Here is a 14,857-nt window from a genome sequence, read left to right on the forward strand (position 1 = left end):
ACGAAACCCGCGATTGCCAGTCAATCGCGGGTTTTTTGTTGAAGAATAAGCGTCGCAATGCGGTCAAAAAGAAAGAAATGATGATGAATGCGAAAAGCAAAAGGGTCCTAACCCGGTTCGCGCCGGAAGTGCGGTTTGAGGTCAGAGCGGTGGCGGGGGCGCCGTTCCGAGCGGATGCGGAGAACCGTTTTGAGCGGCTCAAGAGCCGGTTATTGGCCGAGAGGCTGGAAGAACTTTGGGAACCGGACTTGAACAGCCGAGTGCGCCGGGCAGCCAATGAGGCAGCCGCATTGGCATGGGTTACCCCCTATCCGCTTTTGGTTTTCCCGCTCTTATTTGAGGAAAAGGCCGAGACGGCGTTGGCAGTGGCCGCGCGCCAAGAACAGGTGCGCCAACGCAGCCGCGATCTGCTGGCAATATGAGAAGGATGAGGGATGAAGGGAGGCCCAAATCCTCATCTTTCATCCCTTATCCTTGATCTTTCCTCAGTGGTGGCGGCTGGAAATTTGTTTTGCGTTGGGGGTCCAGGTAAGGGAAGATGGGCGGCGGAACGGAGAGCTGGGGCCAACACCATGCGGATCCTTTACAACATCTTGTTCACGGTCGCTTTCGCCCTGTCCGCTCCCTATTACTTCTTGCGCATGTGGCGGCGAGGCAATTGGGTGGAGGGCTTCGCGCAACGCTTTGGGCGTTACAATTCCAAATTTAAACAGGCAATTACCAATCGCCATACGCTTTGGCTGCATGCGGTCAGTGTCGGCGAGGTGAACATCTGCACGCAATTAATTCGAGCGCTCGAACCGCGCTTGCCGAACCTCAAGGTTGTGGTTTCCACCACCACGACAACGGGTATGGAAGAACTGCACCGCAAATTGCCCAGCCATGTCAGCCGGATTTATTTTCCAATAGACTTCCGTAAGTGCGTTTCGCATGCGCTCAAGACCATTCGTCCCGAAGCCATTGTGCTCGTCGAGGCAGAGATATGGCCAAACTTCCTCTGGCGCGCCCGTGCCATGGACATTCCCCTGTTCCTGGTCAATGCCCGGCTCTCAGCCCGGTCCTACCCGCGCTATCGCTATTTTGGTTTTCTGTTCCGCCGTCTTTTTGGGTCGTTTACAGCCGTCGGCGCTCAGAATGAGGAGGACGCAGCCAAATTGCGGGAGTTGGGTTGCCTGCCGGAGCGGATTCACGTGGTGGGGAGCATGAAATTTGACGCCGCAAAGCTGGATGAGCGCCGGCGGCTGGATGTGCCGGGCATGCTGAGGCAGTTGGGCGTGCCCGGCGGGGCGCGGGTGCTGGTGGCCGGCAGCACGCACCCGGGTGAGGAAGCAATCCTGGCCGGCCAGTTCCTCCGCTTGCGCGCCCGTTTCCCGGACCTTTTCCTGGTGTTGGTCCCGCGTCATTTCGAACGCAGCCGCGAGGTGGGCCGGGAATTGGAGAAGCACGGCATCAAATTCATTTACCGGAATGAAATCACGGCTTCTACCCGGTATGGCGAAAATCAAATCCAATGCCTGCTCGTCAATACCACCGGTGAGCTGAAGTATTTTTATGAGCAGGCTACTCTCATTTTCATCGGCAAGAGCCTGACCGCGCAGGGAGGCCAAAATCCAATCGAACCCGGCGCTCTGGGCAAAGCGATGGTGTTCGGGCCGCACATGGAGAATTTTGCGGAAGTAGTGCGCAGTTTTCTTGGGCGCGCCGGAGCGGTCCAGGTCCATGATGCCGCGGAGCTGGAGAAAGCGCTCGAGAATCTGCTGGCGGATGAAGGGCGACGGGAGGAACTGGGGCGCAATGCGCTGGCTGTCGTGCGGGAAAACCTGGGCGCGATTGAGCGGACGGTGGACATGATCGTTCAGCACCTGGAAGGCGGCGAGCTTTACGTGGCGCCCAAGCGCCAAGCAGTGCGATCCACGAACAAGGAGAACCGTGCGGGTTCCGGGTGAACAGCCCAGCGGACCTTCTCAATCTGTCAAGCGTCAATCAACTCCGCGCGGTTCAGTCCATCTCGTCGAGGGCCAAAGAAGCGGCTGTTTTCAAGCACATGCAAATCGAAGAGCATGAACGAATCGTTGTAAGCAATCCTGTCTTGACCTCATGCGCAAAAATGAATTCCATCCCGTGGATTTCAGTCTGACTGATTAGCAACGATTAGAAGCATTTTGGGGATTTGAGCCCTGGAAAAAGCGGATTGAGTTGCAAAAGAACATTGATGGCGCGGGCAAAACTGGCGGGCGACAAAGCGGGAACTGCGTGGGCGCTGACACCGGGCTTGCTCCTGCCTTGGAGAACAGGCACACTGCGCCTCCGCCTGAGCGGTATAAATAGATTAGTGATATGAACGAAAACGAGAATTCGGCAGTGGATTTCAACAGGCGCGATTTTTTGAAGGGCGGTTCGGTAGCGACGCTGATGACGATGCTTGGCGGGGTGGAGTTGCTGGGCCAAGCCCCGGCCCCGGCCTTGAGCACGTACGCCGGACCGCGCATGAAAGTGGGGGTGATCGGCTTGGGACTTTGGGGGCGGGAGATCGTTACGACCCTGATGCAGATTGATCAGGCGGAGGTGGCGGCAATTTGCGATACTTATCCCGCAATGGTCCGCCGTACCGCCGATGCGGCCCCCAAGGCGGCGCAGACGGCCGATTACAAGACGATCCTGGCCAATAAGGATATCAAAGCCGTCATCGTGGCCACCCCCACGCACAAGCACAAAGAGATTGTCCTCGAAGCCCTCAAGGCCGGCAAACACGTCTATTGCGAGGCACCGCTGGCCCATAGCGTCGAAGACGCCCGGGAAATTGCCTTGGCCGCCAAAATCGCCGCACAACAGGTGTTCCAGGCCGGGTTCCAGATGCGCTCGGACCCGCAGCGGCATTTTCTGTTGCCGTTTCTGCGCTCGGGGGCAATTGGCAAATCGATCATGGCGCGCGCGCAGTGGCACAAAAAGCAGAGTTGGCGCTCCGCATCACCAAAACCGGAAAGAGAGAAGGAGTTGAATTGGCGTCTGAGCAAGGAGACCTCGACCGGTCTGATGGGTGAGATCGGCAGCCACGCGGTTGATCAGGTGGCATGGTTCCTCAGCGCTATGCCAAAAGCCGTCACCGGGTTTGGCGGGATTAATTTTTATACAGATGACGGACGAGACGTGCCCGACACGGTCCAGGCCGTGTTCGAATTTCCCGGAGGGGTGAATATGTTTTATGATGCCACCCTGGCCAACTCGTTTGACGGGCAGTATGAGATTGTTTATGGGAGCGACGCGGCGGTCATGCTGCGAGAAAGCAATGCCTGGTTGTTCAAGGAAGTCGATTCACCGCTTTTAGGCTGGGAAGTTTATGCTCGAAAAGAGATGTTTTACAAGGAAACGGGCATTGCCCTGGTAGCCAATGCCAGCAAAGCGGTGGTGCCCACCGGCCAGCAGGCTCAGAAAGAGGAAATCACCAGCACGCCGCTGTTCTTCGCGCTTCAACGATTCACACTGAATGCAGCGGACATCACCAATGCGATTGAAGATTTCACTTCTTCATTCGGGACCGATGATCCCAAGGCATTGGCTGAACAAGTCGCCAAAGTGCGCGCGGTGGCGCGACCGGCCTCTGACTATTTGGAAGGATTCCGGGCGACTGTGATGGGCATCAAGGCGAATGAGGCGATTCTGAGTCAGAATCGACTCGTGTTGAAGCCGGAATGGTATGAATTGAGCTGACGCCGAGCGGGAACCGATTGCTGCGGCGCTTGCTTTAGGAAAACAACTATTATGAAAATACGAACACTGATCGCGGGCCAAGTCGCACTTTTATTTCTCCTCAATACGGGGGTTCGAGCGCAAACGCTGACGCGTTTCGACGCCAAACCGGGGGCCGGCATGAAGGTCAGAATCGAAGGGACATCGACTGTCCACGATTGGCAAGTCGAGGGTCATTTGATTGCCGGCTCGGTCGAGGCTGGGTCCAATTTCCCAACCGAGCCGGGCCAGGATGTCAAGCCTGGCAAGATCGAAGCGCGCGCCATCGCCAGAATCCCGGTCACATCGCTCAAGAGCATCGAAAAAGATGGGTCACCCTACAGCGACAAGATGGATGAAGTGATGTACGGCAAATTGAAGGCGGACGCTCATCGTTGGATCGTCTTTCGTGTGACCGAACTCACACTGAAGGAACCAGCCAAGAGCAAAGATGCTCCGTACGTGTTCGATGCCAGGGGAGAACTCGAAGTGGCGGGCGTGACCAATCAGGTGGCACTGCCTGTGAACGTCCTGCCGCTTGGGGATAAGAAACTCAAGATTTCCGGCAGCACCACGGTCAAAATGACCGATTTCGGGGTTCAACCTCCGGTCCTGATTGGGCTGCTGAGCACAGGCGACCCCGTTAAGCTCAGCTTTGAATGGCCGGTCCAGCAAAGAAAGACCGCCGAGGCCGCCAAGTAGGACTGAGTAGGCTGAGAGGACTACCGCAGTCCAAGGCTTTCCAAGGCCTTGGCGCGGTCTGTTCCCGGTCCCCGGTTTGAACAGGAGATAACATCTCCGTTTCCTCCTGTTTTTTCTGCATGTTTCCCCCTTAGCCATCATCCCCATCCCTCTTCCTTTCTCCAAAGTAGTTTCCACCCACTTGCGGCGGGGCCATTTCAGGCCAAGTTAGTGGCAAATAACTTATGAAGGCGCAGAACGCTGTCCCGCAGGGAACGGGACGGAAAGCGGGTAGGACGCGGGGTGTAGTTTCGCCCAAGGAGATACACCAGCCGCGGCGCCTTCCCATTGGCGCCGAAGTCGTGGCGGGAGGCGGGACGCATTTTCGTGTTTGGGCGCCAAAGCATCGGAAGATGATGTTGCAGCTTTGTGATCGATTGGACTTTCCTGCTCGCGCGCTTCGAGAGGTTGAGATGGAATCTGAGGCCGGTGGTTACTTTTCCGGGTTTGTAGCCGAGGCCCATCCGGGGGTGTTCTATAAGTTTAAACCGGGAGCGGGATCGTTTTCGGACCCGGCTTCTCGTTTTCAGCCCAATGGACCGCATGGCCCCTCAGAGGTTGTCGATCCGTTTCAGTTCCGCTGGCGTGACGGCGAGTGGCGTGGGGTCGAGCGGCCAGGCCAAGTCATCTATGAACTTCACATTGGCACATTCACCCCGGAGGGGACCTGGGCGGCGGCGGCAGAGCAATTACCGGAATTAGCGCGCCTGGGCGTTACCGTGATCGAGCTGATGCCCGTAGCCGATTTCCCGGGTCAATTTGGCTGGGGATATGATGGGGTGAGTTTGTTTGCTCCGACACGCCTTTATGGACGGCCAGATGATTTGCGGGCTTTTATTGATCAGGCGCATCGGGCCGGCTTGGGTGTTATTCTTGATGTCGTCTATAACCATCTCGGGCCGGATGGTAATTATTTGAAGCAATTCTCAGAGGACTATTTTACCGATCGTTACCGAAATGAGTGGGGGCAGGCGATCAACTTTGATGGTCCTCAGAGCGGACCGGTCCGGGAGTTTTTCACTGCCAACGCCGCGTATTGGATTGAGGAATTCCACCTGGACGGCTTGCGGCTGGATGCGACGCAGCAAATCTTCGACGCATCGCCTAATCACATTCTTTCGCTGATTTCGAGGCGAGTCCGTGAGGCCGCCCAAGGAAAGGCGGTTTATTTGGCTGCCGAGAATGAGAGCCAGGAGACAAGGCTGGCGCGGCCATTTGAGGCAGGGGGTTATGGGCTGGATGCATTATGGAACGATGATTTTCACCACACGGCGCGCGTCGCGCTGACCGGGCACAACGAGGCCTATTACGGCGACTACAAGGGCAGCCCGCAGGAACTCATTTCGGCGGTAAAGCGGGGCTTTCTTTACCAAGGCCAATGGTTTTGCTGGCAAAAAAAACGGCGCGGAAGCCCGACGTTCGGGCTGGCGCCGGAACAGTTCATCAATTATTTGCAGAACCACGATCAAGTGGCGAATTCGTTGCGCGGGTTGCGCATGCACCAAATAGGAGGCGCGAATCGATGCAAGGCGCTGACGGCGCTGCTGCTGCTGGGGCCTGGAACACCCTTACTATTTCAGGGCCAGGAGTTCTGGGCGTCGGCTCCTTTCTTATTTTTTGCCGACCACAATCCCGAGCTGGCGCGGTTGGTGAGGCAAGGCCGGCATGAGTTCCTGAGGCAATTCTCCAGCATTGCCTCGTCCGAAAGCGAGGTGCATCTCGCGGACCCGAGCTCCGTTAAGACCTTTGAGTCCTGCAAACTGGATTTTTCGGAACGGGAACGGCACCGCCACATCTACAAGATGCACCATGACCTGTTGAAGCTGCGGCGCGAGGATGAGGTCTTTAAAGAGCCGCGGGCAGGGGCTGTCGATGGGGCTGTCCTTGGGGCCGATGCGATGGTGCTTCGGTTTTTTGGCAAGAGCGGCCAGGACAGGCTGCTGTTGGTCAATTTGGGTGTTGATCTGCAATTGAGCCCGGCGCCGGAGCCGCTGCTTGCGCCAGTGGCAGGCAGTGCCTGGACGCTGAAATGGTCCAGTGACGCTCCGTGTTACGGCGGACGGGGCATTACGCCCTTGGAGAAGGAGGGAATCTGGATGGTGCCGGGGCATGCGACGGTGGTGCTTGAACCGGCGCAAGTGTGAAAGGGACATTGCGCGGGATTCAACCTCAGCAGCAGAACGGGTATCCATGGAAACACTAATCCGCAGGATTGATTTGACGCAGGCGCAGGGAGAGGTCGCCCGCCAGCTCTTGCACCGTGAATGGCTGGCGACGAACGGACTGGGCGGCTATGCCTCGGGAACCATCTCGGGCACCGTGACCTGGCGTTATCATGGGCTGCTCATTGCGGCGTTGCCGGCGCCATTTGGCCGCATGGTCATGCTCAATCATTTGGCTGAATCGATCCGCTTTCCAGATGGCCGCAGGTTGCAAATAGGCGGTGAGGAATCAGGGCAGCCTGAGGAGGGACGGTCTTTGCCGCATTTTATCACTGAATTTCGACTCGAAAATGGCCTGCCCATCTGGCACTACGAAGTCGAGGGCATCATTCTCGAGAAGCATGTTCTCTTCCTTTATGGACAGAACACCGTTCACGTGAATTATCATTTGTTGTCCGCCCAGGAGGATGTGCAACTGGAGCTGCGGCCCTCGATACATTTCCGCAGCCACGAACAGGCCGTCGATGCGGGCCGCCTGGATGGCTATCGGTTCAGTGTCAGTGGCGGCGAATACGAAGTGACCCTCGAAGACTTCCCGCCACGTTTGCGAATGGTGCTGTGGGCGGACCGTTCGGCTTTCACTTATGATGGAGGGACACGGCGCGAAATTCATTATCAAAAGGAGGCCGAGCGCGGTTGTCAGGCGCGGGGCTTGTTGTGGAGTCCGGGCTATTTCAGCGCGACGCTGCACGCCCGCCGGGACGCAACGCTCATTGCGTCCACGGAGTGGTGGAGCACGATGCTGGCCCTGACCCCTCAGGAGGCTGTGGGATTCTATCACGACCGGCACCGGCGGCTGGTTGCGTGTTCTGAGGCCGCGGCGCAAAGTTCCCCAGCCGCCGACCTGGTCCTGGCAGCCGACCAATTCCTGATTACGCCGGCAGGGCGCATCCAGGATGCGGCGCGGGCACATGCGGCGGGTGACGAGGTGCGAACGGTGATAGCAGGTTATCACTGGTTCACAGATTGGGGCCGGGACACTATGATTAGCCTCGAGGGCCTGACGCTGACCACCAGGCGCTTTACCGAAGCAGGCTGGCTTCTGCGCACTTTCGCGCATTATGTCCGGGATGGCCTCATTCCCAACCTCTTTCCAGAAGGCAAGAACGAGGGCCTCTATCATACCGCGGACGCCACGCTGTGGTTTTTCCACGCGCTGAGCCGCTATTTGGCCGTGACTCAGGACCGGGGCACGCTGCGGCTGATTTTGCCCAAGCTGCGGGCTATAATCGAGCATCACCTCCACGGCACGAAATTCGGGATACAGGCGGATGCGAAGGATGGCCTGCTACGCCAAGGGGCTGCCGGTTACCAACTGACCTGGATGGACGCGAAGGTGGAGGATTGGGTGGTCACTCCCCGGCGCGGGAAAGCCGTTGAAATCAACGGGCTGTGGTACAATGCCCTGTGTTTGATGGAGGATTGGCTGCGGGCAGAGGAGGGAGAAAAGGCGGCTGAAGCGATGGCTGCCCGGGCTCGCCAGGCAAGGGAATCCTTCAACCGCAGGTTTTGGTACCCGCAAGGCAATTATTTGTACGACGTGGTAGATGGAGAACAAGGGGATGACAATGCCTTCCGGCCCAATCAGCTCCTGGCATTTTCGCTCGAACACCCTGTTTTGGATAAGCAGTATTGGAAACCTGTGCTCGAACAGGTCCGCGAACGGTTGTTGACACCCGTCGGGTTGCGTTCATTGAGCCGCGATCATCCGGACTATAAAGCGAAGTACTTCGGCGACCTTCGGGCGCGCGACGCCGCTTACCACCAGGGCACGGTCTGGGCCTGGTTGATGGGACCATTCATTGACGCGTGGTTGAAGGTCCATCCCGAGGACCGCTCCGGCGCGCGAAAATTCCTGGAGGGGTTCATTCCGCACTTGAACGAGGGGTGCATTGGCTCGATTAATGAGATATTCGACGCCGAACCGCCCTTTACCCCGCGAGGCTGCATCACCCAGGCCTGGAGCGTCGCGGAGGTCTTGCGGGCATGGGTCAAGACGCAGTAAGCCTGTTCCAAGGTGAGGCGTTACGACTCCGTCAGCACCAGCAGGCTCACAGGAAAGGAACGAAGGATTTCGGCCAAGGGCAAGGCCTTGCCCGGAGGGTTGACGGTGAGCCGCTCTTCCGTCAGCACATTCCGATATTGTTGACCAGTTTTCGCCGCGGGCAGAATAAGCTGGGTGTTGTGCCAGGTCTCTTTGCCCAAAGGGGCGCGCTCGACACCAGCCACGAGAGTATGGACAAGGCGCGGAACGACGGAGAGGCAGGTCTGGTTCTCAAACACGCGCGCAGAGGCGCAGACATGCTCGCCGGCGGGACCGGTTGCGTTCAGCGGAAGATAGTCACCCTTTTGAAAAAGCTGCGGATGTTCGCGCCGGAATTTGAGGGCGCGCCAAGTCAGGTGGAGTTTGATTTGCCCGCTTCGCCAGTTGCGCAACAGCCCGTTTAAAAGGGCTAGTTGATCGGCTCGCGAACCGGCCCACTGGCTCTTTAGCTCTGCCAGCATTTGCCGGCGCCTCGCGAAATCCACCGGCCCGCGGTTGTCGGGATCGACCAGGTTCAAATCCCATAATTCGGCGCCCTGATAAAAATCGGGCACGCCGGGAGAAGTGATTTTAATCAGGAGCTGGCTAAGGGAGTTAAACTGGCCAAAGAATGCGACCTTGCGTTGAAACGAGATAAAGTTCTCGAGGAACTGTTTCGAGAAGGACTCGTCGAGGAGTTTCTGGATGAAAATGGTTATGGCCGATTCGTAGGCGGGGTCGGGGTCGGTCCAGGAGGTGTGAGTTTTGGCCTCCTTGAGGGCTTTGAGCATATAAGAGGTTACCCGCTGACGAAAGGAGGCGAGCGCGTCGAGGCCGGTTTCGGTCGGCCATGCCCCGAGGAGGGTTTGGTACAGCAAGTATTCGTCATTGGCATCAGGCGCCATTACGCCACGAGCGGCGGTCTTATGTCTCCCATTCATCTTGCGCCATCGCTGGAGGGCTTGCCGCCATCGTTTGGGCATTTCGGAAAGGACGCTGATTCGGGCGCGAAGGTCTTCACCGCGTTTGGTGTCATGGGTGGCGGTGGCCAGGAGGGAATTGGGCCAGTGGGCGCGTTGGGAGTCCAACCAGGCTTGAAAATCCTTGAAGCTGATTCCGAAACTGGAAGGGTCGCCGCCCACGTCGTTTAACGAAACGAGCCGGTTGTACTTGTAAAACGCAGTGTCCTCGAGGCCCTTGGCCATCACGGGGCCGGTAAGCTGTTGGAATTTCAGCACCAACTCGCGGCAGAGTTCGTTTCCTCGCTCATCGCAATCCTCAGGGGTTTCGAGCAGCAGGAGGTTGCGGATAAATTCCAGAACAGCTTTATTGATGCCGGGGTTGCGTTGCCCGGCCAGGCCGGAGGCTTCAAGGACGTAATCTGTCTCAGGCTCGGAGAGTCTGGTAGATGTTTCGTCAGCATAAGTACGATAAACGGGAAAGGACGCGATGATAGCGGACAAGACAGTCTCGAGTTGCCGGAGGGTAAAATCCTGGCCATAACGGGTCTGGGCCGCTATTCGCTTGAGACGGCCAGCTAGCGCGCGAAGTTCCCCTGAAAAAGCGCTTTCGAGAATTTTCTTTTTGCACTTGTAAACGAGGGTTTTGAAATCAGTCTCACAACCGGTAAACTCACGGTAGATTTGGTCAAAGGCGGATTGATTTGCGGTGCTGACAAAGAGGGCATTAACCCGGTTAAGAAAATCATACCCGGTTGTCCCATCGACAGGCCAATATTGCGGCAAGGGCTCGTCACCGGTCAGGATTTTCTCGACGACGATGTAGAGAGGGGCGGCGCTGGGTTCGGGCGAGGCGTTGGCGCGGGCAGTGTCCTTCTGAGAGGCAAGGCTGATTTGCTTTGAAAGTGATGCGCGAATGAGCGATGCGCCCGCCTGCATGCGTTGAAGATAAGTTTTTGGGTCCCAAAGTCCGTCGGGATGGTCTATGCGCAACCCGGTAATCCGGCCATCGCGGAGCATCTCGAAAATGAGCCGATGTGTGGCGTGGAATACGTCGGGACGCTCGACGCGCAAGGAGACCAGTTGGGTCACATCGAAGAACCGGCGATAATTGATTTCCTCGGGAGCAATGCGCCAAAAGGCAAGGCGATAGTGTTGTTTCTGCAAAAGGGCATGCAGCGAATCAAACGAATGCGGCTTGCCGGAAGCGCCATTGAATTGCTTGAGGGCTTTGGCGAGGCACTCGCGCAGGTGCGCTCGATTTGCAATAAGCGCATAAGTTGCTGAGGGTTGGCCAGGAGAGGAGCCAGAGCTGGATTGGGGCTGCCGCAAGCTCTTAATCAGGAGTTCGAGGTCACGACGCGCTGCGCTGTTCGGTGTTCGAGTTGAGCAAACCCGAAGCATCTCTTGGAGCAAGCAGATATAGGAAGGCGGACACAACGGGAACCAGCGCTCGAAATAGCTCACCACAAAACCGCGCTGGTCAAAAGCGACCTGAAGCTTGCCGGCTTCGAGGACTTTACTGTAGTGGTCTTCGAGAACAGGGAGCAGGACTTTATTGGTCAAGCCCGGGCGCTCGCTCTGCCAATCGATATCAAACCAGGAGGCGTAAGAGGAAGCCGGCCCGTTTTCCAGGACGTCGTGCCACCAGGGATTCGACGAATCGGCGCCCATATGATTAGGGACCGTGTCCAGAAGCAGTCCCAGCCCAAGCTGGCGCAAGCGCGCCGCGAACCGCTCGAAGTCGGATGCAGTTCCGAGGTCGGGATTCAACTGGTCGTAAGAGCAGACATCATAGCCATGGGCGCTTTGAGGAGCGGCTTTGAAAAGAGGCGAGCAGTAGCAGTCGGAAACTCCTAGCTCGGCCAGAAAGTCGGCCACATCGGTGGCCTGGGCGAAGGTAAACTGACCGTTGAACTGCAAGCGATAGGTGGCAAGCGGTATCCGTTTGCCGAGCGCCCGTGACGTGGCCTGTGCCGGCGCAGCCTCGACAGCAGGGACATTAGTGCAAGGCCTTATCGGGCGCCTGACGCGGACGAGTGGAGGGCCTGGAGTTCTGGAGGGCATTTAAGCCGCCATTTGGACTGCGGGGGTAGCCGGCTGCAGTGATTTAGTAGCAAAGCCAAGCGTATCGCCCAAGGCCAGGAATTGAGTGACCCATGTCTGCGCGGCTTCTTCTCGCTGGTTGGCGAGCTGCTGGAAATCGGGCAGAATGTTTTGCGCCATCTCCCAATAGGTATTTTGGACTTTCCACAGATTCAGCCCCAAGGGCAGCGGCATGACGAGTTGGGCGAACTGTTGCAGAGCCCGCATCTGGTCGATATCGTCTGGGTGATCTGCCAGGAGTTGAGTCATTTGTTCGAGGCGATTTTTGACAGCAAAGCTGATATGGGCATTGAGCACTCCGCCGTTCCGGGCCAGGGCCTCGTGAAGCAGGGAGGTCAAACGCTCGATATTCAGGGGCTCGCTTTGAGTCTGGCGGCGGATGTCACTCTGCAGGACCGAATTGGCAATGGCATCGAGCCCTTCGGGCAACGGCGCGCCGGCGCTTTGCAGGAACTTCATCAGGGGTTCGTACCGCTCGGCGATCAGACGGAAGCGGCCTTCGAGGTCTTCCCTTGTGCTGGCGAGGATTTCACCCAGAATCCGGCGCTGTTCGTCTTTGAATAACGACCGCAGCGAGTAGGAGGCCTGGCCAAAATGGCGGTCGATCAGCCGGATGGTCTCGGGGAAATCAGCGCGTTGAAAGGCCGCCTGGACATCGCGAAGAATAGCCGCATAGCCCTCTTCGGAATCAAAATAACGGACCCCGCCCGTCAGATTATGTTCGCCCAAATAAAGAATGCAGTAAATGAGCGCCTGGGATTCCCGTGTGATTTCGGAAATGACCCGGGTGCGCCCGATAGCGAGGCGGGTTTTGCCCGAAGAAAAGAGCTGACGATGCTGGTCTTCGAACTGGAAGGAAAAGATGTGGGTTTCTTCGCCATATTGCTCGAAGATGGAACTGATGGCGTAATGGGCGGCGGCCTTGGGCCAATCGATCATGGCCGGCTTGACGAATTTCGCGTAGATTTCCCGGCCATTAACGTGCTCGGGGAGGTTGCTTTTGGCCCCTTCAAAACGCTCTAGAAAACCGGCTTCGAGGTCTTTGTCAAAAAGCTCGCGTGCCAGTTGCAAGGACCGAGCGGCGTATTGGACGACCTGCACGCTTTCGATGCCGGAGATTTCGTCAAAAAACCAGCCGCAACTGGTGTACATGAGCAGGGCGTGGCGTTGGAGTTCCATGAGCTTTAGGACGGAGATTTTTTCGTCGTCCTGCAATGGATGGGTCCAATGCTCTGAGAAGAATTTTTCGCGGGTTGAGTCGGAGCGATCGAGGATAACCGAGATATAATCGTTTCGGGCCTGCCATGGGTCGCGGAGGAATTCCTTGGCCTTTTGCTCGAAGAGCGTGGCCAGCTCGTCGCGCAACCAATCCAGGGAGTTGCGCAAAGGGGTGCGCCAGGCCTGGTTCCACCCGGGGTGGCCCCCGCTGTTGCAGCCGCAGTCCTCCATCCATCGGCGGACGCCGTGCGTGCAGCTCCAGGCGCTCTTTTCATGAATCTGGACTTCGTGTGTTGGGGGGTGTTTCTCGAGGTATTCCGCGTAATTGGTAAGCCTTGCCAGGTTGTTGTCCTCGATAAAGCGGAGGGCATAAGCCAAAGCCATCTCTCCATGGCGGTGATGATGGCCGTAGGATTCGCCGTCGGTCGCAATGTGGACGAGCTGGTCCCACTGGCGTCGATCATCGAAGGCCGACATGAGCCGGTGAGCCAAGCGCTCGCCGCTGGTTAAAAGCTTCTCGAAGGCGACCGCTTGGGAGACCGGGGCATCATAGAAGAAAACCGAAATCGAGCGGCCCGAGCGCAGGCGGACGAGGTAGGGCCGTGTCGGATCGATGCGCCCGCCATCGACATCGCGATAGCTTCTTTTTCCTATTTCGCGGGTTCGGCTGGCCTGGAAGGGCGAGAGTATTGTGAACTTAATTCCCAACTCGGCGAGGGTTTCAAGGGTTGGCCCATCTGCAGCGGTTTCAGAGAGCCACATCCCTTCGGGTTGGCGGCCAAAACGCGACTCGAAATCGCGAATACCCCAAAGGACCTGGGTAAACCGGTCCCGGTTGTTGGCCAGCGGCAGTATCATATGATTATAGACCTGCGCCAGGGCCGAGCCATGCCCGGAGAAGCGCTGCTGGCTGAGCTTGTCGGCCTGGAGGATTGCCTCGTGCATTTGCGGCCAGGCCTGTTTCATCCAGGCCAGCAACGTCGGGCCGAAGTTGAAGCTGATTTTTGAGTAGTTGCTGGTGATGGCCGCGATGCGGCCTTCACCGTCCAGGATGCGCGCGGTGGCGTTGGGGGCATAGCATTCCAAGGTGACTCGCTCGTTCCAGTCATGGCAGGGCGCCGCTGAGTCCTGAACTTCGACCGATTCGAGCCAGGGATTTTCGCGAGGGGGTTGGTAGAAATGGCCGTGAATGCAGATGAGTTTTTCCATAAGGTTAATCTTCGTGCTTGAAAACAAGGAGCGCCAGAGGTGGCAGGGTCAGGCTTAGGGTATAGGGCAAGCCATGAGAGCTGAAAGGTGATGTGTTGAGCCCGCCAAAATTTCCCTGCCCGCTCCCGCCATACTCTTTGGCGTCGCTGTTGAGAATTTCGCGCCAACTGCCGCTGCGCCGGACACCGACCCGGAAATTGCGCCGGACCACTGGAGTGAAATTGGCAACGACCAGCAAGACCTCGCGCCGTTGCGGGTCGCGGCGGAGCCAACTGAGGGTGCTCTGCTCGGCATCGTGGGGCTCAACCCATTCGAAGCCGACGGGAAGGCTATCGCTGCGATGGAGGGCTTGTTCGCGCCGATACAGGCAATTGAGATCGCCCACAAGCCTCAGAACCCCGCTCTGGAAAGGAAAAGCTAACAGGTGCCAGTCGAGGCTCGCATCGGAATGCCAGGATTCCCATTGGGCAAACTCGGCGCCCATGAACAGCAGCTTCTTGCCCGGGACTAGATAGAGCCTGTCCCAAAAGGGGGAAGCGTCGGTGCCTGCGTTGCGCCAGTGCTGCGCGGAGGGCATTAAATCGGCTAGATTGGGGACTTGCGCCCAAAATCGTCGATTATAGATGTTTTTTGGCCGCCCGACGGCGGGTCGT

At 57.6% G+C, this 14,857-nt stretch carries 9 protein-coding genes; 6 read left to right on the forward strand and 3 right to left on the reverse strand.

Going from position 1 to position 14,857, the window contains the following annotated elements; translation table 11 throughout:
- The first annotated feature begins 77 nt into the window (after window positions 1-77).
- The 6 genes from VG146_13595 (at window position 78) to VG146_13620 (ending at window position 8,694) form a co-directional block, all read left to right on the forward strand.
- Window positions 78-422, forward strand: a complete 345-nt coding sequence (locus tag VG146_13595) for a hypothetical protein (protein ID HEV2393381.1) — start codon at window positions 78-80, stop codon at window positions 420-422.
- Window positions 423-572: 150 nt separating this feature from the next.
- Window positions 573-1,946, forward strand: coding sequence for a 3-deoxy-D-manno-octulosonic acid transferase (locus VG146_13600; GenBank protein ID HEV2393382.1), 1,374 nt, complete (start codon window positions 573-575; stop codon window positions 1,944-1,946).
- 391 nt (window positions 1,947-2,337) lie between these two features.
- Window positions 2,338-3,708: a Gfo/Idh/MocA family oxidoreductase gene (locus VG146_13605; GenBank protein HEV2393383.1), complete on the forward strand. Its 1,371-nt coding sequence runs from the start codon at window positions 2,338-2,340 to the stop codon at window positions 3,706-3,708.
- Window positions 3,709-3,759: 51 nt separating this feature from the next.
- Entirely contained in the window at window positions 3,760-4,428 is a 669-nt protein-coding gene (locus VG146_13610) for a YceI family protein (GenBank protein HEV2393384.1), read from the forward strand.
- 224 nt (window positions 4,429-4,652) lie between these two features.
- Window positions 4,653-6,611: a malto-oligosyltrehalose trehalohydrolase gene (gene treZ, locus VG146_13615; GenBank protein HEV2393385.1), complete on the forward strand. Its 1,959-nt coding sequence runs from the start codon at window positions 4,653-4,655 to the stop codon at window positions 6,609-6,611.
- Window positions 6,612-6,657: 46 nt separating this feature from the next.
- Window positions 6,658-8,694, forward strand: a complete 2,037-nt coding sequence (locus tag VG146_13620) for an amylo-alpha-1,6-glucosidase (protein ID HEV2393386.1) — start codon at window positions 6,658-6,660, stop codon at window positions 8,692-8,694.
- 20 nt (window positions 8,695-8,714) lie between these two features.
- Here the strand turns inward: VG146_13620 and treY are convergent, their stop codons facing one another.
- The 3 genes from treY to VG146_13635 form a co-directional block, all read right to left on the reverse strand.
- The gene (gene treY / locus VG146_13625) at window positions 8,715-11,738 is read right to left on the reverse strand and encodes a malto-oligosyltrehalose synthase (GenBank protein HEV2393387.1); all 3,024 of its coding nucleotides are present in this window, start codon (window positions 11,736-11,738) and stop codon (window positions 8,715-8,717) included.
- Complete coding sequence (locus VG146_13630; GenBank protein HEV2393388.1) at window positions 11,739-14,204, reverse strand: DUF3536 domain-containing protein; 2,466 nt, start codon at window positions 14,202-14,204, stop codon at window positions 11,739-11,741.
- 4 nt (window positions 14,205-14,208) lie between these two features.
- On the reverse strand, window positions 14,209-14,857 hold a 649-nt coding region (locus VG146_13635), incomplete at its 5' end, for an alpha amylase C-terminal domain-containing protein (protein ID HEV2393389.1).

The organism is Verrucomicrobiia bacterium, from assembly GCA_035946615.1.
Taxonomy (GTDB): domain Bacteria; phylum Verrucomicrobiota; class Verrucomicrobiia; order Limisphaerales; family UBA8199; genus DASYZB01.